Annotated in this window: 22 protein-coding genes; 11 read left to right on the forward strand and 11 right to left on the reverse strand. The window is 71.6% G+C overall.

Going from position 1 to position 23,129, the window contains the following annotated elements; translation table 11 throughout:
- Nucleotides 1-492 precede the first annotated feature (492 nt).
- Nucleotides 493-1,239: a glycosyltransferase family 2 protein gene (locus STRAU_RS02665; protein ID WP_037657184.1), complete on the forward strand. Its 747-nt coding sequence runs from the start codon at nt 493-495 to the stop codon at nt 1,237-1,239.
- Nucleotides 1,240-1,296: 57 nt separating this feature from the next.
- On the opposite strand, the gene STRAU_RS02670 is transcribed toward STRAU_RS02665, so the two are convergent.
- On the reverse strand, nt 1,297-2,217 hold the full coding sequence (locus STRAU_RS02670; protein WP_016638682.1) for an FkbM family methyltransferase: 921 nt from the start codon (nt 2,215-2,217) through the stop codon (nt 1,297-1,299).
- Between the two features lie 21 nt (nt 2,218-2,238).
- Complete coding sequence (locus tag STRAU_RS02675) at nt 2,239-3,474, reverse strand: amidohydrolase family protein (protein WP_016638683.1); 1,236 nt, start codon at nt 3,472-3,474, stop codon at nt 2,239-2,241.
- A 209-nt stretch (nt 3,475-3,683) separates the two neighbouring features.
- Here STRAU_RS02675 and STRAU_RS02680 point away from each other — a divergent pair, with 209 nt between their 5' ends.
- The 3 genes from STRAU_RS02680 to STRAU_RS39875 all read left to right on the forward strand — a co-directional run bounded on the left by STRAU_RS02680 (nt 3,684) and on the right by STRAU_RS39875 (nt 5,199).
- Complete coding sequence (locus STRAU_RS02680; protein ID WP_016638684.1) at nt 3,684-4,133, forward strand: DoxX family protein; 450 nt, start codon at nt 3,684-3,686, stop codon at nt 4,131-4,133.
- A gap of 125 nt (nt 4,134-4,258) precedes the next feature.
- Nucleotides 4,259-4,867, forward strand: coding sequence for a hypothetical protein (locus STRAU_RS42185; protein WP_016638685.1), 609 nt, complete (start codon nt 4,259-4,261; stop codon nt 4,865-4,867).
- Nucleotides 4,868-4,980: 113 nt separating this feature from the next.
- Entirely contained in the window at nt 4,981-5,199 is a 219-nt protein-coding gene (locus STRAU_RS39875) for a DUF4287 domain-containing protein (protein WP_037657186.1), read from the forward strand.
- Here the strand turns inward: STRAU_RS39875 and STRAU_RS42840 are convergent.
- Complete coding sequence (locus tag STRAU_RS42840; RefSeq protein ID WP_016638686.1) at nt 5,117-5,641, reverse strand: hypothetical protein; 525 nt, start codon at nt 5,639-5,641, stop codon at nt 5,117-5,119. The genes STRAU_RS39875 and STRAU_RS42840 overlap by 83 nt on opposite strands.
- Nucleotides 5,642-6,128: 487 nt before the next feature.
- Between STRAU_RS42840 and STRAU_RS02700 the strand changes: the two genes are divergently transcribed.
- Nucleotides 6,129-6,869, forward strand: a complete 741-nt coding sequence (locus tag STRAU_RS02700; RefSeq protein WP_016638687.1) for a response regulator — start codon at nt 6,129-6,131, stop codon at nt 6,867-6,869.
- A gap of 114 nt (nt 6,870-6,983) precedes the next feature.
- On the opposite strand, the gene STRAU_RS02705 is transcribed toward STRAU_RS02700, so the two are convergent.
- The gene (locus STRAU_RS02705; RefSeq protein ID WP_016638688.1) at nt 6,984-8,729 is read right to left on the reverse strand and encodes a sensor histidine kinase; all 1,746 of its coding nucleotides are present in this window, start codon (nt 8,727-8,729) and stop codon (nt 6,984-6,986) included.
- Between the two features lie 496 nt (nt 8,730-9,225).
- Here STRAU_RS02705 and STRAU_RS02710 point away from each other — a divergent pair, with 496 nt between their 5' ends.
- The 4 genes from STRAU_RS02710 to STRAU_RS02725 all read left to right on the forward strand — a co-directional run bounded on the left by STRAU_RS02710 (nt 9,226) and on the right by STRAU_RS02725 (nt 14,764).
- Nucleotides 9,226-11,133 carry a hypothetical protein gene (locus STRAU_RS02710; RefSeq protein ID WP_016638689.1) on the forward strand — a complete coding sequence of 636 codons (1,908 nt, stop codon included), beginning with the start codon at nt 9,226-9,228 and terminating at the stop codon, nt 11,131-11,133.
- A 147-nt stretch (nt 11,134-11,280) separates the two neighbouring features.
- Entirely contained in the window at nt 11,281-11,808 is a 528-nt protein-coding gene (locus STRAU_RS02715) for a hypothetical protein (RefSeq protein WP_037657187.1), read from the forward strand.
- A 189-nt stretch (nt 11,809-11,997) separates the two neighbouring features.
- Entirely contained in the window at nt 11,998-13,782 is a 1,785-nt protein-coding gene (locus tag STRAU_RS02720) for a S9 family peptidase (protein WP_037657189.1), read from the forward strand.
- 163 nt (nt 13,783-13,945) lie between these two features.
- Nucleotides 13,946-14,764, forward strand: coding sequence for an SURF1 family protein (locus STRAU_RS02725; RefSeq protein ID WP_016638692.1), 819 nt, complete (start codon nt 13,946-13,948; stop codon nt 14,762-14,764).
- A gap of 58 nt (nt 14,765-14,822) precedes the next feature.
- Here the strand turns inward: STRAU_RS02725 and STRAU_RS02730 are convergent, their stop codons facing one another.
- The 6 genes from STRAU_RS02730 to STRAU_RS02755 all read right to left on the reverse strand — a co-directional run bounded on the left by STRAU_RS02730 (nt 14,823) and on the right by STRAU_RS02755 (nt 21,433).
- On the reverse strand, nt 14,823-16,169 hold the full coding sequence (locus STRAU_RS02730) for a hypothetical protein (protein WP_016638693.1): 1,347 nt from the start codon (nt 16,167-16,169) through the stop codon (nt 14,823-14,825).
- Entirely contained in the window at nt 16,166-16,822 is a 657-nt protein-coding gene (locus STRAU_RS02735) for a SigE family RNA polymerase sigma factor (RefSeq protein WP_078620932.1), read from the reverse strand. The genes STRAU_RS02730 and STRAU_RS02735 overlap by 4 nt, the downstream gene beginning before the upstream one ends.
- 447 nt (nt 16,823-17,269) lie before the next feature.
- Nucleotides 17,270-18,331 (reverse strand): aspartate-semialdehyde dehydrogenase, encoded by a 1,062-nt coding sequence (locus tag STRAU_RS02740; protein WP_016638695.1) that lies wholly within the window; start codon nt 18,329-18,331, stop codon nt 17,270-17,272.
- Nucleotides 18,328-19,599: an aspartate kinase gene (locus STRAU_RS02745; RefSeq protein WP_016638696.1), complete on the reverse strand. Its 1,272-nt coding sequence runs from the start codon at nt 19,597-19,599 to the stop codon at nt 18,328-18,330. Before STRAU_RS02745 ends, STRAU_RS02740 begins: the two co-directional genes overlap by 4 nt.
- A 224-nt stretch (nt 19,600-19,823) precedes the next feature.
- Nucleotides 19,824-20,402: a Uma2 family endonuclease gene (locus STRAU_RS02750; protein ID WP_016638697.1), complete on the reverse strand. Its 579-nt coding sequence runs from the start codon at nt 20,400-20,402 to the stop codon at nt 19,824-19,826.
- Nucleotides 20,403-20,452: 50 nt separating this feature from the next.
- Nucleotides 20,453-21,433: a hypothetical protein gene (locus tag STRAU_RS02755; protein WP_016638698.1), complete on the reverse strand. Its 981-nt coding sequence runs from the start codon at nt 21,431-21,433 to the stop codon at nt 20,453-20,455.
- Nucleotides 21,434-21,820: 387 nt separating this feature from the next.
- Here STRAU_RS02755 and cspE point away from each other — a divergent pair, with 387 nt between their 5' ends.
- On the forward strand, nt 21,821-22,063 hold the full coding sequence (cspE, locus tag STRAU_RS02760; protein ID WP_397892051.1) for a transcription antiterminator/RNA stability regulator CspE: 243 nt from the start codon (nt 21,821-21,823) through the stop codon (nt 22,061-22,063).
- Here the strand turns inward: cspE and STRAU_RS02765 are convergent.
- Complete coding sequence (locus STRAU_RS02765) at nt 22,060-22,668, reverse strand: hypothetical protein (RefSeq protein ID WP_016638700.1); 609 nt, start codon at nt 22,666-22,668, stop codon at nt 22,060-22,062. The two genes, cspE and STRAU_RS02765, sit on opposite strands and share 4 nt — an antisense overlap.
- Nucleotides 22,669-22,872: 204 nt before the next feature.
- Between STRAU_RS02765 and STRAU_RS02770 the strand changes: the two genes are divergently transcribed.
- Nucleotides 22,873-23,112, forward strand: coding sequence for a hypothetical protein (locus STRAU_RS02770; protein ID WP_037657191.1), 240 nt, complete (start codon nt 22,873-22,875; stop codon nt 23,110-23,112).
- The last annotated feature ends 17 nt before the right edge of the window (nt 23,113-23,129 follow it).

A 23,129-nucleotide genomic window follows, 5' to 3' on the forward strand; every position in this document is an offset into this window, starting at 1 on the left:
GTTCTGACGCGAGAGAAATGGCGCGAATATCTGCCCCGGCTCTCCTACGCGCCCCCGTGCGAGGAGTAGAGGAGTAGGTGAGCGGGAGGGCCGGAGAGGCGCGAGTAGGTGAGCGGACAAGTAACGGTGCGCGTCCGCTATTTCCCTCTTCCTGCCCTTCCCGCTCTTCCCTCGGCACGGATCACTCCGCGTGATCCCGATCACAACACACCAATTCGGTCCGGTGGTTCGCTCCCCCTGCGCCAACAGGCTTGTTACGGTTGGACACAGCCCGATCGCTGGTGCATCCCCCGTCGCCGGCGGTCGGGCCCTTCCATGCCCCGATCGTCCCGCGGCTGCCGTGAGCGCGCCCTCTCCAAGGCGTCCAATTCGCGCGGGACTTTCGCCGCGCGCGGCGGGCACGCCGAATTAAGACAAAAGAACCTTTCACCCTACATGGAACCCCTGTCGACCCTTTATCGACCCGGGAGACCGCGAAAGGTGGTGAGTGCCGTGCGGCGGCGCGTCATCGTCATCACGGCTGTGCACGGCCCCTCCGCCCGGTTCCTCGCGGACGCGTACGCGTCGCTCCGCGAACAGGAGCTCCCCGAGGGGTGGGAGTGGCACTGGGTGATCCAGGAGGACGGCGAGAGCGACGAGGTCGCCCCGCACGTCCCGGACGACCCGCGCGTGACCTTCCGGCAGGGCCGTCGCGGCGGCCCCGGCGTCGCCCGCACGCTCGCCCTCGCGCACGCCGACGGCGCGTACGTGAAGGTCCTGGACGCCGACGACCAGCTCACGCCGGGCGCGCTGGCCCGCGATCTGGCCGCCCTGGAGGGCGACCGCACGATCGGCTGGGCGACGTCGCGCGCCCTCGACCTGCTCCCGGACGGATCCACGGTCGGCTTCCCGGACGACCCGGAGCCGGGACCGATCGACCGCCGGGCCGTCCTCGACCACTGGTCCTCGCACGACCACATCGCCCAGGTCCACCCGGCGACACTCTGCGTACGCCGGGAGCTGCTCGTCGCGCTCGGCGGCTGGATGGCACTGCCCGCGTCGGAGGACACCGGCCTCCTGCTCGCGCTGAACGCGGTGGCCCGCGGCTGGTTCTCCGCCGAAACGGGCCTCCTCTACCGCAAGTGGCCCGGCCAGGCGACGAGCCTTCCCTCCCACACCGACACGGCCGAGCGGGCCGCGCGCATGGCCGTGGTGGAGGCCCGCGCGAGGGCGCTGGGCGACTTCCGGTGGCGGCGCTGACGGCGGGGGCGTCGGCGGCGGGGGCGGCTCCTGGGCGGCCTGGTGTCCGACCGGGCCCTACAGCGTCTCGGCGTCCACCCGGGAGAAGACCAGATCGCTCTCGTCCACGACCGGCCCCCGCCAACGAACCGGCACCGCCGCCGGCCCGCGGAGCGCTGCCGGATAGGTCTCGGGAGCGTACTCGTTGACGATCCGGTAGGCATGAAAGCCGTGGGCCCGCATCGTCGCCAACAACTCCGCGGCGGAGAAGCCGAGTTGCCGCATGCGGTCCGGAGTCACCTCCACGGTGACCTCGGCGTCGGGCCGCAGCTTGTCGAGCATCGGGGCCATGCCGCGGATGACACCCCCCTCGGCGCCCTCGACGTCAATTTTGACCACGCGAGCCGTGGTGATCTCCTCGTGCGTGAGCAGCTCCGGCAGCGGGCGGGCCTCGATGTCGAACGTGGACTCCGCGGGTCCGGCGTAAGGGACGATGCTGTTCGCCCCCATGTTGTGGGAGCTGGCCAGGATGAACGTCAGCGTCTCCTCCCGGTCCGAGACCGCGGCGTTCACGGCCCGGACGTTCCCGCACGCGTTGAGCCGCACCTGGCCGAGCAGCCGCTCGTGGAACGCGGGTGACGCCTCGACCGCCACCACCCGCCCGGCCGGGCCGACCAGCCGCGAGGCCAGCACGCTGAAGTACCCGATATTGGCGCCGACATCGACGAACGTGTCGCCGGGACGGAGCCGGCTCCGCAGCCAACGCGTCATGTTCGGCTCCCACACCCCGAACATGTAGACGTAGCGCTGGATGAGGTCCCGCGTATCGACGGCCAGTCTCGCCCCGAAATCCGTGTCGACCACGCGTCGGCGAGGGCGGTCCCGCAAGCGGCCGTTCAGATACCGGGAGACCAGCGCCGCCTTGCCGACGGCTCCCGGAGCCCGGCGCACATACGCCCGTGCCAGCGTGGTCAGGTCCTCCGAAGTGGGAATCGGCATCCGGCCGCCTCTCGCGCGGTGCTACGTCGCTGAGACCGTCCGATCCTGATCAAACGGCAGGTCCAGCATACGAATCGCGTTTCCGCGCAGCAGCTTGTAGGCCACTTCCTCCGGAAGGTGGCCCACGTGGTCCGTCGCGACCTGCTTCGTGTGCGGCCAGGTGGAGTCGACGTGGGGGTAGTCCGTCTCGAAGGTCGCGTTGTTCACGCCGACCGTCTCGATGGCCTCGATGCCGTGCTTGTCGCGGAAGAAGCAGCAGAAGATCTGCCGGTAGTAGTACGTCGACGGCGGCTCGGGGACGAGGTCCTTGACGCCGCCCCACGCCCGGTGCTCCTCCCAGACGTCGTCGGCGCGCTCCAGGGCGTACGGAATCCATCCCATCTGCCCCTCGCTGTACGCGAGTTTGAGCCGCGGGAACTTCACGAGCACACCGGAGAAGAGGAAGTCCATCATCGAAGCCATCGCGTTGTTGAAGGACAGCGCGGCCTGGACGGCGGGGGGCGCGTCCGGGGACGCCGCGGGCATCTGCGAAGACGAGCCGATGTGCATGTTCACGACCGTGCCGGTCTCCTCGCAGGCCGCGAAGAACGGGTCCCAGTAGCCGGAGTGGATCGACGGCAGCCCCAGATAGGTCGGGATCTCGCTGAACGTCACGGCCCGCACGCCGCGCGCGGCGTTCCGCTCGATCTCCGCGACCGCCAGGTCCACGTCCCAGAGCGGGATGAGGCAGAGCGGGATCAGCCGGCCGCCGCTGTCCCCGCACCACTCCTCCACCATCCAGTCGTTGTACGCGCGGACGCACGCCAGGCCCACTTCCTTGTCCTTGGCCTCCGCGAAGGTCTGGCCGCAGAAGCGCGGGAAGGTGGGGAAGCAGAGCGACGCCTCCACATGGTTGATGTCCATGTCCGCGAGGCGGGCCCTGGGGTCCCAGCAGCCGCGCCGCATCTGCTCCCGGGTGATCCCGTCGAGCGTCATCTCGTCCCGGGAGAAGCCGACGGCCGCGATGATGCGCTTGTACGGGAAGATCTCGTCCTCGTACCGCCACCAGTCCGTGATCTGTCCCTCGGGGTCGGTGGTGAACCGGTACTTCCCGCCCACGTACTGCAGGTCGCCGATGCCCGCGGTGAAGGGCTGCGGGCCCCTGTCGCGGTACTTGGCCGGCAGCCACGTCTCGAAGAGGTGCGCGGGCTCGATGACGTGATCGTCCACGCTGATGACCTTGGGAACGTCCTTGGTGCCACTCTCGGTGCCGCTCACGCCGCGCCCCTCCCACTCCGACCTACTCCGGCCTACTCCGGCCCGCTCCGACCCGCTCCGGCCCGTCTGGACCGCTCGGATCTGACGACCCATCAGATCGAGGTTATGGCGGCACCGTCGAGAAGTCGAGACCTTGCGGGATCGGGGCGCATCCGCTGAACTGACACACCGTCAGCAGACGGTAGGCGGTTCGCCCGGGAGGGGCATCGATGCAGACGATCTGGCTCGGCGGAGCCGAGTGGCAGGCAGTCCTCCGGATCGGGCTCGGCCTGTGGTGGCTGGAGAGCTGGCGGCACAAGGACAAGAAGTCGTGGTTCGCCGGCGGCGGGATCGGCTGGGCGGGCGGCATCGCCGAGAAGCACCGGTGGCCCGTCGTGAGCCGCGGCTTCGACCGCCTGGTCAAGCCGCACCCGCGGCTCATGGCCTACGTCGTCGCGTACGCGGAACTGGCCCTCGGCCTGGGCCTCGTCGCCGGATTCCTCACGCCGATCGCCCTCGTCGGCGGGCTCGTGCTCAACCTGATCTATCTCGTCCTCATGATCCACGACTGGGCGGAGCAGGGGCAGAACCTCATGATGGCGCTGATCTCCGCCGTGGCGTTCTTCGGGATGAGCTGGCAGGTGTGGTCGCTGGACAACGCGCTGGGGCTCTTCGTCTGAGACGGGCGGCCGAGACCGGCGGCACATCGACGGCACATCGACGGCCGGACGGCTCTGGCCTGTTGCGGCCCGGCATGTCACCCTGCGGGGCACCCGAGCGACCCGAGCGGACAAGGAGACGGCCCGTGAGCGAACTCGACCGCGACGAGCAGCAGCCGGATCAGCGGGGGCAGCGGGATCAGTCGGATCAGCGGGAGCAGCGGGAGCAGCCGGACGCGTCCTCGACCGGGGCGAGCCTCAGGGCGAGCCACGCGGCCCGGGCCCGAAGCGCCGCGTCCCGGGCCGCGGCCGTCAGTCGGTACGTCGAGCGGAGGCGGGCCGAACCGGCGGACGAGGAGGTCGCGTGGAAGGCGGCCCACGCCGCGCGGGTGTCCGCGCAGGCCGTCGCGGTGCTGTCCGAGAGCGACCCCGCGCCGGCGGCGGACTCGCGCTGCGCGCGGAACGCGTCCGCGTCCGCGGCCCAGGCCGCCCGCATGGGCCGGACCCATGACGGCGACAGCGAGGCCGCCGTGGCCGCGTGCCGCGCGGCCCTCACCGCGTCGCAGGCCGCGGCGGCCGCCGCGAAGGCGGGCGAGCTGGGCGCGAACCCGGCCCTGAACGCGGCGGCCGACGAGGCCGAGGCGGCCGCGGTCGCCGCCGCGGTGGCGGCGGGGTGGATGCGGCCCGGAGAGGACGCGCCTCAGGTGCCGACCGGGATGCGGAGCACCGAGTTGATGCACATGCTGCATCTGTGAAGGCGGGCCTCACGGGGCTGCGTGACGTGGATCACCTTTGGGGGGCGATCAGTTCGGGAGGGCGCGGCTGTCCTAGAGGGCAGTTGCTGTCCAGTACAGGGGAGGGTGTCCCGATGTCCACTGCCGCCGCCAACGGTCCCGCCAGCTACTTTCCTTCGATCGAGAAGAAGTACGGGCGGCCGATCGCCGAGTGGGAAGGGCTGATCCGGGGGTCCGAGCTCAGCAAGCACATGGAGCTCGTGGCGTGGCTCAAGGCCGAGTACGGACTCGGGCACGGGCACGCCAACGCGCTCGTGAAGTACACCCTGGACGGGGGCTCGAAGGGCCGGTGAGAGCCGCCGCGGCCGCGAGGACCGTCGCCGTGACCGCCAGGGTCAGCGTCGCCGGGTTGACGTAGTCGGGGACGCCCACCGCGTACGTCGTGCCGTCCGTCGTATGGCAGCCGAAGCGCAGCGGGACGTACGTGGCGCTGTAGCCGTCGATCGCCGTCACGTCGACCGGGCCCTCCGCCGCGCGGCACGCCGAGCCGTGCTCCGTGTCGTCGAACGCGAGCAGGCGCACGGCACCCCAGGCGTACACCGCGAGCGCGCCCGCCCCCGCCAGGGACGCGGCGCCGCGCAGGGCGCGCGGCAGCGAGCGCGTCGCGCCTCGGACGACGTGGCGTACGAGAGTCGCGCAGCCGTACGCCGTGAGGCCCGTCGCCAGCACCGTGCAGAGGAAGACGATGCCCAGCAGCGCCATGAAGTTGTGCCCGTCGAGCGGCTCCGCGGACATGATCCCCCTGCTGCCGTGCCTGTTGTCCCACTTGTTCCGATGATCGGACGGCAGGAATCTATCAGGGTCCGGCATGTCAGGATTTGCGAAGGGTTCGCGTCAGGGGGGGAGGCCACCAAGGCGCCCCCGCCAGAAGGACGCGCCTGCGCGGCCGCTCCCCTGCGGCCGCGCAGGCGGGGTGCGGTGGTCGCTGGACCTGACCTCAGTCGTGCCGCACCCTGGACGGCTCCGGTGCGGCGGCTCAGCTGCGCACCGGGCCCTGCTTCCGGGGTTGTCCCGTACTGCCTGCCGGGGCTGTTCCGTGCTTCCGGGGGTTGTTCCGTACTCAACGATGCCCTGCGCGGCACGCGTCGCGCGAGGGCCGAATGGCCCTCCTCGGGGGCCGCTCGGCCCCGGCGTCCGGCCGTGGCCGGGCCGTTCGGCCCCTGGCAGGGAGCAAGCCCTTTCCGTCACGCTCGACATGGCACGCCGAGCCGACCGAGGAGGCATGCCGACCGACCAAGGGGTGGACGTGGACGACGTGAACACGGCCGGCACCGCCGCCGTACCGGACCCCGCCCCCGCCATCCGCGTGTTCCTCCTCGACGACCACGAAGTCGTCCGCCGGGGGCTGCGCGACCTGCTCGGCGGGGAGCCCGGGATCGAAGTGGTCGGGGAGGCCGCCGACGGGGAGCAGGCGCTGGCCCGGGGGCCCGCGCTGCGGCCCGACGTCGCCGTGCTCGACGTGCGCCTGCCGGACGGGGACGGCATCACGGTGTGCCGTGAACTCCGGTCGCTCATGCCGGGGCTGGCCTGCCTGATGCTCACGTCCTTCGACGACGAGGACGCGCTGCTCGACGCCATCATGGCCGGCGCCGCGGGCTACGTACTCAAGCAGATCAAGGGGTCGGACCTGGTGACCGCGGTGCGTACGGTCGCCTCCGGGCAGTCGCTGCTGGACCCGGCGACGACGGCCCGGCTGATGCGGTCGCTGCGCGCGGACGAGGGTGAACCGGCGTCCGGGGACGCGCGGTTGTCCGTCCTGAACGAGCGCGAGCGTGCCATCCTCGCGCTCATCGGGGAGGGGCTCACCAACCGTCAGATCGGCGGGAAGCTCTATCTCTCCGAGAAGACTGTGAAGAACCACATCTCGCGGATGTTGGCGAAGCTTGGTGTCGAGCGGCGGGTGCAGGCCGCTGTGCTCGCGGCGCAGGTCAGCCGTGCCGCCGCGGAGCAGCGGGGCCTTTAGCCCCGCCGCTCTGTGTCGATCCGCGGCTCCGCCTGCGTCCGGCATGGGGGCTGCCGCCCCCTCTCCCCCTGCTCGTCGCCGCTTCGCGGCTCGTCCTCAAGCGCCGGACGGGCCTCAAGCGCCGGACGGGCTATTCCTCCGGAGCGGCACCCGCCACTCCAGCCTCGTCCCCACCCGCTCCCCCGCCCGCACCACCAGCTCGCCCCCGAGCCGCTCCGCCCGCTCGGCGAGGTTGCGCAGGCCCGCGCCCCGCTCGGGCCCGGGCTCGGTCTCAACCCCCTCGACCCCCACGCCGTCATCCACCACAGCCACCTCAAGCAGTCCCTCCCGCACCACCAGTGACGCCTCCGCCCGGCGGGCCCGGGCGTGGCGGGCCACGTTGGACAGGGCCTCGTTGAGGACGGCGACCACGTCGTCGGCGACCTCGCGGGGGACGTCCGTGTCGATGAGGCCCTCCATCCGCAGCGCGGGCGTGAAGCCGAGGGCGGCGGCCGCGTCCTCGACCGCGCGGACGGTGCGCACGCGCAGACCGGCCGCGCCGCCCGGCGCCTCGTGGTCGCGCAGGCCGAAGATGGTGGAGCGGATGATCTTGATGGTGGCGTCGAGGTCGTCGACGGCGCGGTGCAGGCGCTCGGCGGCGCCCGGGTGCTCCACGAACCGCTGCACGCTCTGCAGCGTCATGCCGGTCGCGAAGAGCCGCTGGATCGCCAGGTCGTGCAGGTCGCGGGCGATGCGGTCGCGGTCCTCGAGCAGGCTCATCTGCTCGGCGTCGCGGCGCCGGTCGGCGAGTTCGAGGGCGAGCGCGGCCTGGCCCGCGAAGCCGGTCAGGGGCGTGGTCTCGGCCTCCGCGAAGCCGGGACGGCCGCTGCTGCGGGCCAGCAGCAGCACACCGCGTACGTCGTCGCGCGTGCTCATCGGTACGGCGACGGCGGCGCCGAGCCCCTCCCAGCGGGACGCCTTGTACGTCACCCGCGGATCCTTGCGCACGTCGGCGGAGAGGACGAGGGCCTGGGCCTCGAGGGCGGCCCCGGCGAACGAGCCCTTGCGGGGCAGCGTGGCGCCGTGGTGCAGCCGGGCGCGCGCGCCGAGGGCGATCTCGACCCTCAAGTCGCCGTCGCCCTGCACCATTTCGATGGCGGTGAGGTCCGCCGACGTGATCTCCCGCGCGCGCTCCGCCATCAGTTCGAGCACCTGCGCCTCCGGCGCGCCGGACAGCAGCGCGCTGGTGACCTCCGCGCTCGCCTGCAGCCAGCGCTCGCGCAGCCGCGCCTCCTCGTACAGGCGGGCGTTCTCCACGGCCACGCCGGCCGCGACCGCGAGCGTCGAGAGCACCGACTCGTCCTCGGCGTCGAACTCGGCGCCGCCGTGCTTCCCGGTCAGATAGAGATTGCCGAAGACCTCGTCGCGTACGCGGACGGGGACGCCGAGGAAGGAGTGCATCGGCGGGTGGTGCGGCGGGAATCCGGCCGACGCGGGGTGGTCGGAGAGCTCCGCGAGGCGCAGCGGCTGCGGGTTGCGGATCAGTTCGCCGAGCAGGCCGTGCCCGGAGGGCAGGTCGCCGATCTGCGCGCGCAGTTCCTCGCTGATGCCGACCGGCAGGAACTCGTCGAGCCTGCGGCCCTCGCCGATCACGCCGAGCGCGCCGTACTCGGCGTCGACGAGCGCGACGGCCGTCTCCACGATCCGTCTGAGCACCTGCGCCAGGTCCAGCTCGCGGCCCACCGACAGGACCGCCTCCAGGAGGCTGTGCAGCCGGTCCCGGGTGCCACGGACCGTGCTGATCCGCGCGGCCAGCTCCTCCAGCAGTTCATCGAGGCGCAACCGCGTCAACTGCCCGGTGTCCGCGCCCTGTTGACCCATCGGCTCCTCCGCCCGAGCGGACGTGCACATACCCGCCCCGCATATCGACGCTCACCGTAGCCGGTGAGTGGCGCTGCGTGGAGGCTCTCCGCCGCGGGCCCGCTGGAGGTCTTCGGCGCCGCGCGCTCGGTCGGGCAGCCGGTCGAGACGAAGCCGGTCACCAGCGGTGGGGCCGCATCTGCCCGTCTGCTCGCCGGTACCGGAGCGGCTACGTCGGCCGACGGGCCCACACCTCCCGCACCCGGCCCCCGCCGTACACCGGACAGTCGCGCGGGTGGTCGGAGGTCACCGGCCGTTCGCGAGCAGCGCGGGAGGGGTGGGCCGGAGGGGGCGACATCGCTCAGGATTCAACCAACTCCCCTCTTCCGTAAGGGAATTGTGATGCCCCGGTGTACGCGCCGCGCGCTGACGCTCTCCCGGAACGCTGCCATCCTGGCGCCCCGCCTGCGCGGGAGCGAACAGCGCGCGCCAGGGGGAGAACGCAAGGGGGAGCACGATGAACAAGGAACTGCTCGCCCGCGGCACCCACGTCGATCTGCGCCCCGTACCGGGCGAGCGCGTGGACGCGGGCGACGGCGAGTACTGGGGCGACGAACGCGCCGTGGACGCCGCGTTCCTGGCCGAGCTGCTGACCCGGCCGAACGGGTCCGACGGCGGCACGCACCGGGCGGTGTGGCTCGCGGGCGCCCGCGTCACCGGCGCGCTCGACCTGGAGGCCGCCCACCTCTCCCGGCCGCTGCACCTGGAGGACTGCTACTTCGAGTCCCCCGAGCCGGTCCTCATGAACGACGCCCGCGCCTTCACGGTGCAGCTCCCTGGCTGCCACGTGCCCGGCTTCCACGCCAACTGCCTGCAGACACAAGGGGACGTCTGCCTGGGCAAGGGTTTCACCGCCACCGGTGAGGTGCAGGTGTGCGGGGCGCACATCCAGGGGGCGCTCGACTGCGACGACGGCGTCTTCCACAACGCGGGCGGCACCGCCGTGGACGCGAGCGGGATGATCGCCGACGGCGGCATCTGGTTCGAGGGCGCCCGCGTCACCGGGCTGCTCGACCTGGTCTCCGCCCGCACCGGAGGCCAACTGAACTGCACCAACGGCGCCTTCGACAACCGCGCCGCCGGCGACGAGAACCCCACCGCGCTGCGCGCCTACGGCATCGCCGTCGCCGACTCGGTGTTCCTGCGCACCGAGAAGGGCGGCGAGTTCGAGGCGTACGGCGAGGTCGTGCTGCGCAACGCGCAGATAGGCGGCGACCTGGACTGCTCCGGCGGCCGTTTCCACCACGCCGGAGGCCACAGCGAGGGCCGCGCGATCGACGCGTACGCCATGACGTGCGCCGGCACCGTCCTGTGCCACGAGGACTTCACCGCGCACGGCGGCGTGATGCTGCACGGCGCCCGCGTCGGCGGAAACCTGCAGTGCAGGAAGGGCACCTTCATCAGCGCGACCGAGAGCGTGCTCGCGCTCGACGCCCAGTGCGTCGCCGTCGACGGCAACGTCAACCTGCGCGAGGGCTTCGACGCCCGCGGCGGCGTCAGCTTCCTCAACGCCCGCGTCGGCGGCGACCTGAGCTGCACGGGCGGGCAGTTCCGGCGGGGCCCCGGGAGCAGCAAGTACGCGCTGCGGCTGCTCGGCGCCGACATCACCCGCCGCGTCCGCTTCCTGCCCACCCACGTCGACGGCATCGTCGACCTGCGCATGACGAAGGTCGGCGGCTGGCAGGACGCGGCGAAGAGCTGGGACGACGACTCCCAGGTCCGGCTCAACGGCTTCACGTACACGAGCATCGACGGCATGGAGCAGCCCACGCCGGTGCGCCGCCACCTGGCCTGGCCGGCCCGCGACACCGACGGCATGGAGCCGTCCATGCCGGTGCGCCGCCGCCTGGCCTGGCTGGCCCGCGACATCGACGGCTTCGCGCCGCAGCCCTACCGCCAGCTCGCCGACGTCTACCAGCGCGAGGGCAACGAACGCGACGCCCGCCGCGTCCGCGTCGCCGCCCAACTGCGCCGCCGCGACCGGCCGCACCGCGTCTTCGGCCGGCTCCAGTGGCCCTTCCGCATGGCCTGGACCGGGATGCTGTGGGCCACCGTCGGCTTCGGCTACCGGCCCTGGCGGATCCTGCTGCCCATCGGCGGGCTCTACTGCCTCGGCTGGTGGTTGTTCGACCGCGCGGCGGGCCTGGGTCAGATCCATCGCTCCAAGACGGTCAGCAGCGAGGTCGACTTCCACTCCGGGCGCTACGCCGCCGACCTGCTCATCCCCGGCGCCGGCCTCGGCGAGCGCGCCCGCTTCTACGCCGTCGGGGACGCGGCGAACTACGCGTCCTTCTATACGCTGGCGGGCTGGGCGCTGGCGGCGATGCTGATCGCGGGGCTCACGGGGGTGTTCAAGCGGTTGTAGAGCCGCCGGACCAGCCGCGGGCGTGGCTCATCGCGTGATCGTCGTACACGCGTAGTTCCCCAAGGAGGCCGGTGGTGTCACCATGCGGAGTCCAGGTGCGCGGCGTGCGGGGTGGTGCGACGCGGGGTCGCGGGGTGGGAGGCGTGCATGGCTGAGGTGTTCTTGCGGCGGCTGACCCGGTGGCAGGCGGAGCAGCAGCGCGAGGTGATGGCGAACCTGTACATGGAGTGCCACGGCCTGGACGGGCCGGGAGGGGGCGCGGCCCGCAAGGCGTTCCTGGAACGGTTCGAACGGCATGTGCAGGAACCGGACTTCGACATGGTGACCGCCAACTCCGGGGCGGTCCTCGCGGGTTGCCTGTACGGCTTCCGTGCCGAGCGGGGCGGGACGCTCGCGGACGCGCTGCGGAACATCCTGCCGGCCGAGGCGGCCGCCCACGCCGGGGCGGGACGGCTCTTCGTCATCACCGAACTGATGGTGGTGCCGGAGTACCGGCGCCTGGGCGTGGCCACCAGGCTCCGGGACCTCCTGCTGTCCCGCCACACCACGGACGTGATCGTGGCGGCGACGCCTCCGGGGGCCGCGCACGAGGTCCTGCGGGCGTGGTCGTACGCGAAGCTGGGCGAGCTGACGTCGCCGCCGAGGGAGGCGTGGCTGGGGCCGGGGCCCGGATAGGTTTTCCACAGGCTCGGGCCGCCGTTGTCCACAGGTTGAGGGCCCTCCCAGCGGATCGTGGCCTGCTCCAGGCACTATGGGGCCATGAGTGACACGGGTACGCAGCCGAATGCAGGACCGGGCCGGGGCACGGCCGAGACCGACGGGGGCACGGACACGGGCACGGGGTCCACGTCGGGCTCCGCGCCCATGCCCGACTGGGAGAAGCGCTTCCGCGCCCCCCGCGTCTCCCTGCCCGACTGGGCGGAGGACGCCCCGCACCGCTCCCTGTTCGTGTCGAACGCGACGGGTACGTACGAGCTGTACGCCTGGGACCGCGCCACGGGCGAGCAGCGCCAGGTCACGGACCGGCCGAACGGCACGACGGACGGCCTGCTGTCGCCGGACGGCCGGTGGATCTGGTGGTTCGACGACAAGGACGGCGACGAGTTCGGTGTCTGGCTGCGCCAGCCGTTCGACGGCAGCGGCACGGACGAGCCCGCGGTGCCCGGCCTGGCGCCGTCCTACCCGGCGGGCCTGGCCGTGGGCCGCGACGGCCGCACCGTGGTGGTGGGCCGCTCGACGGACGAGGACGGCTCGACGATCCATGTCGTCCGCCCCGACGCCGCCCCCGGCGACGCACCCGCCGAGATCTACCGCCACCGCGAGTCCGCGGGCGTGGGCGACCTCTCCCACGACGGCACGCTGATCGCCATCGAGCACACGGAGCACGGCGACGCGATGCACGCGGCACTGCGCGTGGTGCGCACCGACGGCTCGACGGTCGCCGAGCTCGACGACAGCAAGGGCGGCACGGTCGAGCTGGGCCTGGAGGTCCTCGGCTTCGCCCCGGTGGACGGCGACACCCGGCTCCTGGTGGGCCACCAGCGCCGCGGCCGCTGGGAGCCGATGGTGTGGGACGTGGCCACGGGTGAGGAGGCCGACCTGGACCTGGACCTGCCGGGCGACGTCTCCGCCGAGTGGTATCCGGACGGCTCCGCGCTGCTCGTGGCGCACGGCTTCGAGGCCCGCGGCGATCTGTGGAGGTACGACTTCGCGACCCGCGAGCTGACCCGCGTCGAGACCCCGCGCGGCTCGGTCTCCGGCGCCACGGCCCGCCCCGACGGCACCGTGGAGTACATGTGGTCGTCGGCCGCCGAGCCGCCCGTCCTGCGCTCCACCTCCGGGAAGGTCGTCCTGGACCCGCCCGGCATGAAGGCGCCGGGCTCGGTCCCGGTGGAGGACGTATGGGTGGAGGGCCCCGGCGGCCGCGTCCACGCCCTCGTGCAGAAGCCGGCGGGCGCGAGTGGCCCGCTGCCCACCGTCTTCGAGGTGCACGGCGGCCCGACCTGGCACGACAGCGACGCGTTCATGGCGGGCCCGGCAGCCTGGGTGGACCACGGGTACGCGGTGGTGCGGGTCAACTACCGCGGCTCCACGGGGTACGGCCGCGAGTGGACGGACGCCCTCAAGCACCGCGTCGGCCTCATCGAGCTGGAGGACATCGCGGCGGTGCGCGAGTGGGCCGTCGACTCCGGCCTCGCCGACCCGGACCGCCTCGTCCTCTCCGGCGGCTCCTGGGGCGGCTATCTCACCCTCCTCGGCCTCGGCACGCAGCCGGACGCCTGGGCCCTCGGCCTCGCCGCCGTGCCCGTCGCCGACTACGTGACGGCGTACCACGACGAGATGGAGGCCCTGAAGTCCATCGACCGCACCTTCTTCGGCGGCACACCGGAGGAGGTCCCCGAGCGCTTCGAGGCGTCCTCCCCTCTCACCTACGTCGACGCGGTGAAGGCCCCCGTCTACATCTCCGCCGGCGTGAACGACCCGCGCTGCCCGATCCGCCAGGTCGAGAACTACGTCAACCGCCTCGCGGCCCGCGACGCCGTCCACGAGGTGTACCGCTACGACGCGGGGCATGGCTCCCTGGTCGTGGACGAGCGGATCAAGCAGGTGGCGCTGGAGCTGGATTTCGCGCGGCGGCACCTGGGGTAGGCGGGCCCTGCCGGGGGCTTCCCCAATCCCGCCCCTTCCCGCGGCGTTTGAGGAGCGGGGGTCGGGGGGCGGAGCCCCCACCCGCGGCGGAGCCGCTAATCGATGCAGCGGGAAGGGGCGGGGTGGGGGAAGGCCCGCCGCAGGCGCCCCGTACCGTGGTGGTGTGTACCGGTTCCTGCTGACCCCCCGCTGGTGGGGGATCAACGTCTTCGTCGCGCTGTCGATCCCCGTATGCCTCTTCATGGGCTCCTGGCAGCTGAGCCGCTTCGAGGACCGCGTCCAGGACCACGAGGACGCCAAGCGCCAGGCCACCACGGACACCGGCGCGGCCCGCCCGCTCACCTCACTGCTCCCGGTGGACAAGAAAACGTCGGGCGAGAAGGCGTCGGCCACCGGCCGCTGGGGCAAGCAACTCCTCGTACCGGACCGGGAGTTGGACGACAAGCGCGGGTATTACGTGCTGACGATGCTGGAGACCGGCGACGGCAAGGCGCTGCCGGTGGTGCGCGGCTGGCTGCCGGGCCCCGCCGATGGCAAGAAGGCCCCGGCCCCGCCGAAGGGCGAGGTCACCGTGACCGGCGCGCTGCAGGCGTCGGAGAGCATGAGCTCCGACGGCGTGACGACGGCGGGCGGGCTCCCGTCCGGCCAGGTCGGCATGATCAGCGCCGCGTCGCTGGTGAACCTGGTGCCGGACGACGTGTACGACGCGTGGGTCACGCTGGACCGGGGCGACAGGGGCACGGCCGGGATGAAGGCGGTCCCGGCGTCCGCGCCCGAGGACAGCGGCCTGGACATCAAGGCGTTCCAGAACCTGGGCTACACCGGCGAGTGGTTCGTCTTCGCGGGCTTCGTCCTGTTCATGTGGTTCCGCCTGTTCCGCCGTGAGCGGGAGCTCGCACGGGACGCGGAACTCGGCCTCGTACCGGACGAACCGAGCGAGACGAAGGCCGCGGCATCCGCACAGGCACCCACACGGAGCTGAACCGCCCCGTGAAGCCGACCGGCACACAGCCCGGCGGCACGCAGCCCACCGGCACGCGCTACTGCGCCGCCAGCACCCCGGTCTTGTAGATCGTCCCGGAGCACGCGTTCGCGACCGTCGTCGCCGTGGAGGGCGAGCCCGGCTCCGCCGTCAGGGTCACCGCGACGCTGCCGTCGACCGTGCCGCCGTCCTCGCGGACCAGCTGGGTCTTCGTGCCGTCCGGGGCCCCGCTCTCGGAGCCGCCGGTGCCGCCGCCCGCACCGCCCTCGCTGGGCGAGGGGTTCGGCGAGGGGTCGCCGCCGTCCGACGGGCAGGTCGCCGCGGGCACCCAGGCGAACCGCACCTCGTAGGACGCGCCGGGCTGGAGGACCAGTGAGCTGGACTCCTGCGCCGGGTCGGGCAGGCCGGTCGCGGCGTCGCCCGCCGTGTGGTCGACGACGTTGACGTTGGCCGGGTCGGCCGCGCCCTGGGCCGCCGCGGCGACGGAGCCCGCCGAGGTGACGGTGCAGCTGTCGCCGGAGACGTTGGCGATGCGGAAGGTGCCGTAGACCTTGCCGTCGGCCTCGGCGGTGCCGACCGAGGCGGTGGCGTTGCCGAGCTGGGAGGCGTCGCAGCTGGGCGAGGACGCGGCGGCCGTGTCCTCGGAGCCCGGGTCGGTTCCGGCGGTGGCACCGGGCTTGTCGTCCTTGCCCTTGCCCTCCTTGCCCTTCCCCTCCTTGTCCTTCTTGTCTTTCTTGTCCTTCTTGCCCTTGGACTTGTCGTCCTTCTTGTCCGTGCCGGGCTCGTCGCGGTCCTTGCCCTGGCCGGAGGAGGAACCTTGGGTGGGCTGGTTGCTGCCGGCGCCCACGATGGAGGGCCGCGCGTCCGAGTCGCCGCCGGAAGCGGCGACGTGCACGAACGCGGGGATGGCGGTGCCGACGAGCAGCGCCGCGGCGGCCACGCCGACGAGTGCCTGGCGCTTGCGGGCGCGGCGCGCGGGCACCGCGTGCCGCAGCTTTTCCAGCGCGGCGTCGCCGGGCTGGATCTCCTTGACGGCGCCCTGGAGCAGTCGGCGCAGCGCGAGTTCGTCGGCGCCGAGCCCCGCGGGCTCGTCACCGTCGCCGTCACCGCCGCCGAAGGAGCCGCCCCCGAAGGGACCGCCACCCGAGCCGCCGCCGGAACCACCGGAACCGCCGGAACGACCGGCGCCCCCGATCAAGCCCAGTACGCCGAGCTCTCCGGGCTCTCCGGGTTCTCCGGATTCACCGAGTTCGCGGTCGGGGCGTCCCTTGCCGCCCGGCCCCTGCTGCACAGTTCCGTTCCCAGCGTCCTGCCCGGGGTCGCGCCCGGCGCCCCGTTCTTCGTTCACGTCCCGCTCTGCCACGTCCCGCGCGGCGGCGAACACATCCCGCTCCTCGCGCGTCATGCCGGGGCCTCCATGGCGACCCGCAGGGCGGCGATGCCCCGCGAGCCGTACGCCTTGACCGAGCCCAGCGATATGCCGAGCGTCTCGGCCACCTGGGCCTCGGTCATGTCGGCGAAGTAGCGCAGCACGAGGACTTCGCGCTGGCGGCGCTGCAGGCCGCGCATGGCCTTGATGAGCTCGTCGCGCTCCAGGAGGTCGTACGCCCCCTCTTCCGCGCTCGCCATGTCCGGCATGGGCTTGGTGAGGAGCTTCAGGCCGAGGATGCGGCGGCGCAGCGCGGACCGGGAGAGGTTCACCACGGTCTGGCGCAGATACGCGAGGGTCTTCTCGGGGTCGCGCACCCGCTTGCGCGCGGAGTGCACGCGGATGAACGCCTCCTGCACGACGTCCTCGCAGGAGGCGGTGTCGTCCAGGAGGAGCGCCGCGAGGCCGAGCAGTGACCTGTAGTGGGCGCGGTAGGTCTCGGTGAGATGGTCGACGGTGGTGCCCGCGGTCACGCTCAACTCATCGCCCTCGCGCTGAGTCGGGATGCGGGCGGGCCGCGCTGCGGGCATGGGGGCGATCACCGGCATGCCGCCGGGTACGCGCGGGCGGCGAGGCGGTCGCAATGCCGCCGCGCCGCTCGCCGCTGTGAAGTCCAGTACCTCTGCCACGCCTGTTGGACACGCTTCCCCCCATCAGGGTTGTACGCGTCGGGTGTGGCGTTGTGCATCGCCCGCCCACCGCGTACCGCGGGCGCCGTGGTCGCGGCGCGCGCCGAGGTCGCGGGATCCGCTCGCGACGATGCATCAAAAGCCCCCATGCGTACCAGCTCTTCCCCTATGCCCCAATTTTCTTTTCGCAGCGCTTCGGGCCGCCCACGGGAGGGCGACGGCGAAGACGCGCGCTGCGCGGCCGCGGTTGCAGCACGCAGAAGCCGAATCTTCGAACGCGGAGACGCCCCAGTTCAAGCGGTCTGGACCATCAGATTGGACACAGAATTTACACAGTTCCTACGGGGGGTTCCGCCCCGGGGAGCCGGAAGCGAAGCGTCCGCCCCTGCCGCCGATGCGGCCCACCGGCCGCCACCAGCCACTCCAGCCCCTGGCCCGCCATCGCGGTCAGCCGCCGGTCACGAGCTCCCGGGCCACCAGCTCCGCGATCTGCGCGGTGTTCAGGGCGGCGCCCTTGCGCAAGTTGTCCCCGCAGACGAAGAGTTCGAGGGCCGCCGGGTCGTCCAGGGCGCGGCGCAGCCGTCCGACCCAGGTGGGGTCGGTGCCCGTGACGTCGGCGGGCGTGGGGAACTCACCGGCGGCGGGGTCGTCGAAGAGCACGACGCCCGGCGCGGTCGCGAGGATCTCGCGGGCGCGGGCGACGGTCACCTCGTCCTCGAAGCGCGCGTGGACGGTCAGCGAGTGCGTGGTGACGACGGGCACGCGCACGCACGTGGCGGCGACCTTCAAATCAGGAAGCCCGAGAATCTTCCGCGACTCGTCCCTGACCTTCATCTCCTCCGACGACCAGCCGTCCTCGCGCACGGACCCGGCCCAGGGCACGACGTTCAGCACGACGGGCTCGGGGAAGGGCCCGGTGTCGTCGCCGACGGCGCGGCGTACGTCGCCGGGGGTGGTGCCGAGTTCGGTGCCCGCGACCAGCTTGAGCTGCCGCCGCAGCGCCTCGACGCCGTCCCGCCCGGCCCCGCTCACGGCCTGGTACGAGGAGACGATCAGCTCGCGCAGGCCGAACTCGGCGTGCAGGGCGCCGAGGGCGACGATCATCGACAGGGTGGTGCAGTTGGGGTTGGCGATGATGCCGCGCGGGCGTACGCGCGCGGCGTGCGGGTTGACCTCGGGGACGACCAGCGGCACGTCCGGGTCCATCCGGAAGGCGGCGGAGTTGTCGACCACGACGACGCCCTTGGAGGTGGCGACGGGAGCCCACTGGGCGGCCACATCATCCGGCACATCGAACATGGCGATGTCGACGCCGTCGAAGACGTCCTCGCTCAAGGCGAGCACCTCGAGCTCCTCCCCGCGCACGGCCAGCTTGCGGCCGGCCGAGCGCGGGGAGGCGACGAGTCTGATCTCGCCCCAGATGTCGGCGTGCTGCGACAGGATCTGGAGCATCACCGTGCCGACGGCCCCGGTCGCTCCGACGACCGCGAGCGCCGGCTTGCGGTTCATCGGCCGGTGCCTCCATAGACCACGGCCTCGTCGGAGTCCGAGTCGAGCCCGAAGGCGGTGTGCACGGCACGCACGGCCTCGTTGACGTCATCGGCGCGCGTGACGACGGAAATCCGAATCTCCGAGGTCGAAATCAGCTCGATGTTCACGCCGGCGTCGCTGAGCGCCTCGAAGAAGGTCGCGGTAACACCCGGGTTGGTCTTCATCCCGGCGCCGACAAGCGAGATCTTCGCGATCTGGTCGTCGTACCGAAGGGAGTCGAATCCGACTCCGGCCTTGGTCTTCTCCAGGGCCTCCATGGCCTTGGGACCTTCGGTCTTCGGCAGCGTGAAGGAAATGTCCGTCAGACCCGTCGAGGCGGCGGACACATTCTGTACGACCATGTCGATGTTGACCTGGGCGTCGGCGATGGCCCGGAAGATCGAGGCGGCCTCGCCCGGCTTGTCCGGGACACCCACGACGGTGATCTTCGCCTCGGACGTGTCGTGCGCGACACCGGAGATGATGGCCTGCTCCACCTTGCGGTCCCCTTGCGGTTCGTTGCTGACCCACGTGCCCTGAAGCCCCGAGAACGAGGACCGCACGTGAATCGGGATGTTGTAACGGCGGGCGTACTCCACGCAGCGGTGGAGCAGCACCTTGGACCCGGAACTGGCGAGCTCCAGCATGTCCTCGAAGCTGATCCACTCGATCTTCCGGGCCTTCTTCACGACCCGCGGATCGGCGGTGAAGACACCGTCCACGTCCGTATAGATCTCGCAGACTTCCGCGTCGAGCGCGGCGGCGAGGGCCACGGCCGTGGTGTCGGAACCGCCACGGCCCAGCGTGGTGATGTTCTTGCCCTCCTGGCTGACGCCCTGGAACCCGGCGACGATGGCGATATTGCCCTCGTCGATCGAGGTCCTGATCCGCCCGGGGGTCACATCGATGATCCGCGCTTTGTTGTGAACCGAGTCGGTGATGACACCGGCCTGGCTGCCGGTGAACGACTGGGCCGCGTGGCCCAGGTTTTTGATCGCCATGGCCAGCAGGGCCATGGAGATCCGCTCTCCGGCGGTCAGCAGCATGTCGAATTCACGCCCGGCAGGAATCGGCGATACCTGTCCGGCGAGATCGATCAACTCATCCGTCGTGTCACCCATCGCGGACACCACGACAACGACCTGGTGGCCGTTCTTCTTGGCGTCGACAATCCTCTTGGCGACCCGCTTGATGCCCTCGGCATCGGCTACGGAGGAGCCTCCGTACTTCTGCACGACAAGGCCCACGTGCGCTCCTCGCTCAGTTACGTCTCTTACCGCACTGCTGCGGTCGGCTCAGTCTAACGAGCGGCCGAAATCCGCCCCGCGCATATCACATCGTGAGATGTCCCGCTCACGACGTGATCACCGGGGCTGTCCGTTCTCCGGCCGCTCCGCGAAGGCACATGCCCGCCGAGGAGCGGCCCACTCCGGAAAGTGGGGTGGCTCACAGCCGCCCGGCGGACCCGGGCCTAGTCCCCGTAGTCCTTGAGCTTGCGCGTGTCCAAGGTGATGCCGACGGGGTCCGGCAGCTCGACGGTGTCGCCGAACGGCCGCCGGATGAGGCTGCGGTACTTCCCGTCCTCCAGGTCGGCGTGCACTTGGACCTCGGCGGCATCGCGGTCGACGAGCAGATATACGGGGATGCCGGAGGCGGCGTAGGCGGCGGGCTTCTCCACGTGGTCGCGCTGGTCGGCGTCACGATCGTAGGAAGTGACCTCCACGGCCATCAACACGCCTGCGGGATCGGCCCATCGGCCCTGCCCCACGAAGTTCTCGTCCGGCGCGAGTACACCGTCCGGGATGGCCCGCCCCTTCCGGTACCCGTTGACCTTGAGTCCCTGTTCGGGGAACAGGGACAGCTCGGGGCGCCGCTGCATGCAGTACTTGATCAGCCACATGACGATCTGGCCATGGGAACCGTCCGGCACCGGCTTGACCTGGACCTTTCCATTGATGAACTCCAGCCGCACGGTCTCGGGCGCGCGGCGGGCCAGCTCCTCGAATTCCTCGACGGACATCTGGGGCCGGTCCGTGGTCCTGGGGGTCATGGCGTCGCCTCCTTGACTCCATGGTGCCCGGACCGGCACGTCTCGCACGCTCATGCGCCACCTCGCCGGGGGCGCAGACCCGCGGCGCGCCGCAGCTCCTCGACCCGCTCGGTGACGTCGACCGGGCCCTCGGCCTGCAGGGTCTGGCGGGAGGCGGGCAGGAAGGTCGCCGGGACGCACCCGGGCGGCGGCCCCGGCTCGTCCAGGCCGCACCCCGCGCGGCACTCGGCGCAGAGCCCGTTGACCAGCGGCACGGCCGTCTCCGGCTCCTCGCAGAGGCCGCAGACGAATACGGCGCGCGTGACGCGTGCGCGGGCGGCGGGCCGGTGCTTGGCCGGGGGCTTCGGGGGCATCTTGCTCTCCAGTCGACTGCGGGCGAGTCCGCCCGGGTTGGTGACGGTCGGCGGTAATCCGGCCGTTAGGGCGTGGGTCAGTTCGGCGGGGGTGGCACCGCGCGCGAGCCACTCGACGGCGAGGGGTTCCAGGGCCGCGCAGTCGCCCTCGGAGAGGGCCAGCCTGCGGTCGGCGGCACGGAGTTGGGCCAGCGTGCGGTGCGCGACGCTGGGCTCTTCGGCGGCGCCCTCCGGCTCCGGCGGCGGCTCCGGGTCCGGGTCCGGATCCAGGTCCGGCTCCGCCTCGTCCGCTCGGGCCAGGCCCGGCTGATGGTCATGCGTTACGTCGCGCCCGTGCCGCGCCCGTACGAATTCCGCCCACCACTCCTCGGACCTGCGCAGACGCGACCAGTACGTCCTGGTCACCCAGCGCATCGAGTTGTCCTCGACGGTGAGGTGTTCCTTGATCCAGCGGAGGTGACCCGCCTCCGTCAGGCGGCCCATGGACGTACGGACAGCCTGCTGACCGTAGCGAGGGTGCTCGGCGGCGATGACCTTGTGGCCCATCGCGGCGCCGGTGGGCAGCTCGTCGATGAACGCCGCGAGTTCGGCCTCACGCGGGGCCAGGTGTGCGAAATCTGCTTCTGCGTACGGGGGTTCGTCACCCGCGTGACGTTTGCCGTAGCCCGTTTTGGCCATCGGGTGGGACGGGGACGGCAGGGCGGCATTAGAGTTGGCGTAAGCCACGATCGAGTCTCCGTCGATCCGTAGGTCTAGGCCCCGATCCCGGTGTTGGCGCACCGGCCGGGGCCGTTCTTTTGCCGCGAACCTAGGGCGGCTTTACGTTCCGAAGCAAGCTGACCACGAAACGTCACCCTCGCGAGTGATGGAGCCTTCAACTCCCGTAGGGGGCAGGTTGGTTGGGTTGCCCAAACCCAACCAATACCCAGGAAAGGGCTCGGGTCCCGAAGCCCGGATCCCGGGGCTCAAGCTCCGGGACGACCTGCGGAAAGCCCCGCCTTCCCGCCCTCCCGAACCGGCCAACTTGCCTAGATCATCTGGGCCGGGCGCCACGCAGGCGGGACTATGAGGTCCCAACTACCAGCACAGGGAGTCCCGGTGGCAAAGCTCCAGGGCCAGGTCAAGTGGTTCAACGAGTCGAAGGGGTTCGGCTTCATCACCCCGGCCGACGGCAGCAAGGATGTCTTCGTCCACTTCTCCGCCATCCAAGGCAACGGGTTCAAGACACTCGCGGAGGGCCAGAACGTGGAGTTCGAGATCCAGGACGGCCAGAAGGGGCCGAGCGCGGTCAACGTCACCGCTGTTTAACCGTGGTGCCGGACGCACCCGCCGTCGGCACGCACAACGAGCCTGCCGCTGTAGTAGTCCGGCCCGAATACCAGGTCGATGCCGTCCTCGTCGGTGGTTCGGATTCCGCTCGGACCACCGCCGGGCTCGCCCTTCTCGCGGGCGGGAAGGCTCTTCACCGTGAGCCCCCGCGCGGTCCACGCACGGCGCAGGCTCTGCACTGCCCTGCCGTAGGCATTGCGGTCCTTGAACTCCAGGTCCCAGCTGTACACCGGCTGCTGACGGATGACGTCGCCGCTGTCGTAGCCGATGTCGTCCACGCAGGACGTGCTGCTCTCCTCCTTGTCGGCGGTGCCCTCCAGCGTCGCGCCGGGAAGAGTGCCGGCCAGACGCGGTGCGGGCTTCAGCTGCCTGATGGCGAGCATGCCCGCCTCCTTCGTCGCACGCACACGGCTGCGGTAGTCGTCTGCCGACCGGACCGGCCCTCCCGCCATGGACTGCCAGGTCTGAAAGGCGAACACCGCGCCCCCGGTCACCAAGAGACCAAGGATCACGGCACCCACCAGGCAGCCGTGCTTGGCCGTGCCGGCCGGCGGAGGGGAAGAGGCGGTGGCGGTCGTAGGCATGGATCCGATCCAAGCCGAGCACGGTGCCCGCTCACAGGGCTGAAGTACTCACCGGGTTCTGTGTACTCCCGCTCAGCACATCGCGGCGCCACGACATCGTCACCAGCGACGGGCAACGGTCACTGACCAGCCGACGCGCGTACGCCTCGGCCTGCAACAGCCCGGGGATCAGGGCGACTTCGTACCACCACAGACCGATCGCCGGTGGAGGACGTGTACGCGGAGCGGACTTGCTGCCGGGAAGCCCGTAACAGCGCGCAGCTCCCGCGCCTGATCCGGCAGGCACGGGCGAGCGGTGTGGCCCGGCACATCGGCCCGGGCCGCGACAGCTGGTCGACGGTGCACATCGACGACGTGACGGACCTGTACGCGACGGCACTTGAGGCCGCCCCGCCCGGCTCCTTCTACTTCGTAGAGAACGGCGAGACGGACTTCGCCGCCTAACGGCCCCTTCCACTGTC

Source organism: Streptomyces aurantiacus JA 4570, from assembly GCF_000414115.1.
In the GTDB taxonomy this organism is placed as follows: domain Bacteria; phylum Actinomycetota; class Actinomycetes; order Streptomycetales; family Streptomycetaceae; genus Streptomyces; species Streptomyces aurantiacus_A.

Excerpts from the sequence above, each read along its gene's own strand:
- STRAU_RS39875 (WP_037657186.1), top strand. The coding sequence starts at position 4,981 with ATGTCCACTGCCGCCGCCAACGGTCCCGCCAGCTACTTTCCTTCGATC.
- STRAU_RS42840 (WP_016638686.1), bottom strand. The coding sequence starts at position 5,641 with ATGTCCGCGGAGCCGCTCGACGGGCACAACTTCATGGCGCTGCTGGGC.
- STRAU_RS02680 (WP_016638684.1), top strand. The coding sequence starts at position 3,684 with ATGCAGACGATCTGGCTCGGCGGAGCCGAGTGGCAGGCAGTCCTCCGG.
- STRAU_RS02670 (WP_016638682.1), bottom strand. The coding sequence starts at position 2,217 with ATGCCGATTCCCACTTCGGAGGACCTGACCACGCTGGCACGGGCGTAT.
- STRAU_RS02750 (WP_016638697.1), bottom strand. The coding sequence starts at position 20,402 with ATGACCCCCAGGACCACGGACCGGCCCCAGATGTCCGTCGAGGAATTC.
- STRAU_RS02700 (WP_016638687.1), top strand. The coding sequence starts at position 6,129 with ATGCCGACCGACCAAGGGGTGGACGTGGACGACGTGAACACGGCCGGC.
- STRAU_RS02715 (WP_037657187.1), top strand. The coding sequence starts at position 11,281 with ATGGCTGAGGTGTTCTTGCGGCGGCTGACCCGGTGGCAGGCGGAGCAG.
- STRAU_RS02720 (WP_037657189.1), top strand. The coding sequence starts at position 11,998 with ATGCCCGACTGGGAGAAGCGCTTCCGCGCCCCCCGCGTCTCCCTGCCC.
- STRAU_RS02740 (WP_016638695.1), bottom strand. The coding sequence starts at position 18,331 with ATGAACCGCAAGCCGGCGCTCGCGGTCGTCGGAGCGACCGGGGCCGTC.
- STRAU_RS02710 (WP_016638689.1), top strand. The coding sequence starts at position 9,226 with ATGAACAAGGAACTGCTCGCCCGCGGCACCCACGTCGATCTGCGCCCC.
- STRAU_RS02765 (WP_016638700.1), bottom strand. The coding sequence starts at position 22,668 with ATGCCTACGACCGCCACCGCCTCTTCCCCTCCGCCGGCCGGCACGGCC.
- STRAU_RS02755 (WP_016638698.1), bottom strand. The coding sequence starts at position 21,433 with ATGGCCAAAACGGGCTACGGCAAACGTCACGCGGGTGACGAACCCCCG.
- STRAU_RS02705 (WP_016638688.1), bottom strand. The coding sequence starts at position 8,729 with ATGGGTCAACAGGGCGCGGACACCGGGCAGTTGACGCGGTTGCGCCTC.
- STRAU_RS02730 (WP_016638693.1), bottom strand. The coding sequence starts at position 16,169 with ATGACGCGCGAGGAGCGGGATGTGTTCGCCGCCGCGCGGGACGTGGCA.
- cspE (WP_397892051.1), top strand. The coding sequence starts at position 21,821 with ATGAGGTCCCAACTACCAGCACAGGGAGTCCCGGTGGCAAAGCTCCAG.